Genomic DNA, 533 nt, shown 5'->3' with positions numbered 1-533 from the left:
GTACCTGCTGCCATTTGCGCTGGGCAACTTTCTCGGGCCGCTACTGCTTGGCCGATTGTTAGATGTGCTGGGCCGGCGCACGATGATCGCCGCCACCTACGCGATCAGTGGTGTGCTGTTGCTCGCCAGCGGTGCGCTGTTCAACGCTGGTGCGCTCGACAGCACCACGCAGACGCTCGCATGGACGGTGGTGTTCTTCTTTGCATCGGCGGCCGCCAGCTCGGCCTACCTGACGGTGAGCGAGACCTTTCCGTTGGAAGTGCGAGCGCTAGCCATTGCGCTGTTCTATGCCGTGGGCACAGGGCTGGGCGGGGTCGCAGGCCCCGCGCTGTTCGGGTGGCTGATCGATACGCACGCGCGCAGCGCGGTCTTTGCCGGCTACGCTTTCGGTGCGGTGCTCATGCTTCTGGCCGCTGCCGTACAGGCACGTTGGGGGACTGCCGCCGAGCGCAAACCGCTGGAACAGGTTGCCGCGCCGCTGTCTGCGGATGACGGTGTCGCTTGATCTACGCCAATTTCACGCCACGCGTGCC

1 protein-coding gene is annotated in these 533 nt (G+C 65.3%); it reads left to right on the top strand.

What is annotated here, in order from left to right; translation table 11 throughout:
* A partial coding sequence (locus RVY79_RS17110) for an MFS transporter (protein ID WP_317465673.1) occupies window positions 1–505 on the top strand: 505 nt, incomplete at its 5' end.
* Between the last annotated feature and the right edge of the window lie 28 nt (window positions 506–533).

Source organism: Chromohalobacter sp. HP20-39 (assembly GCF_033052815.1).
Classification (GTDB): domain Bacteria; phylum Pseudomonadota; class Gammaproteobacteria; order Pseudomonadales; family Halomonadaceae; genus Chromohalobacter.
The sequence above is the reverse complement of the archived record's forward strand: the minus strand, read 5'-3'. Positions and strand labels throughout refer to the sequence as shown.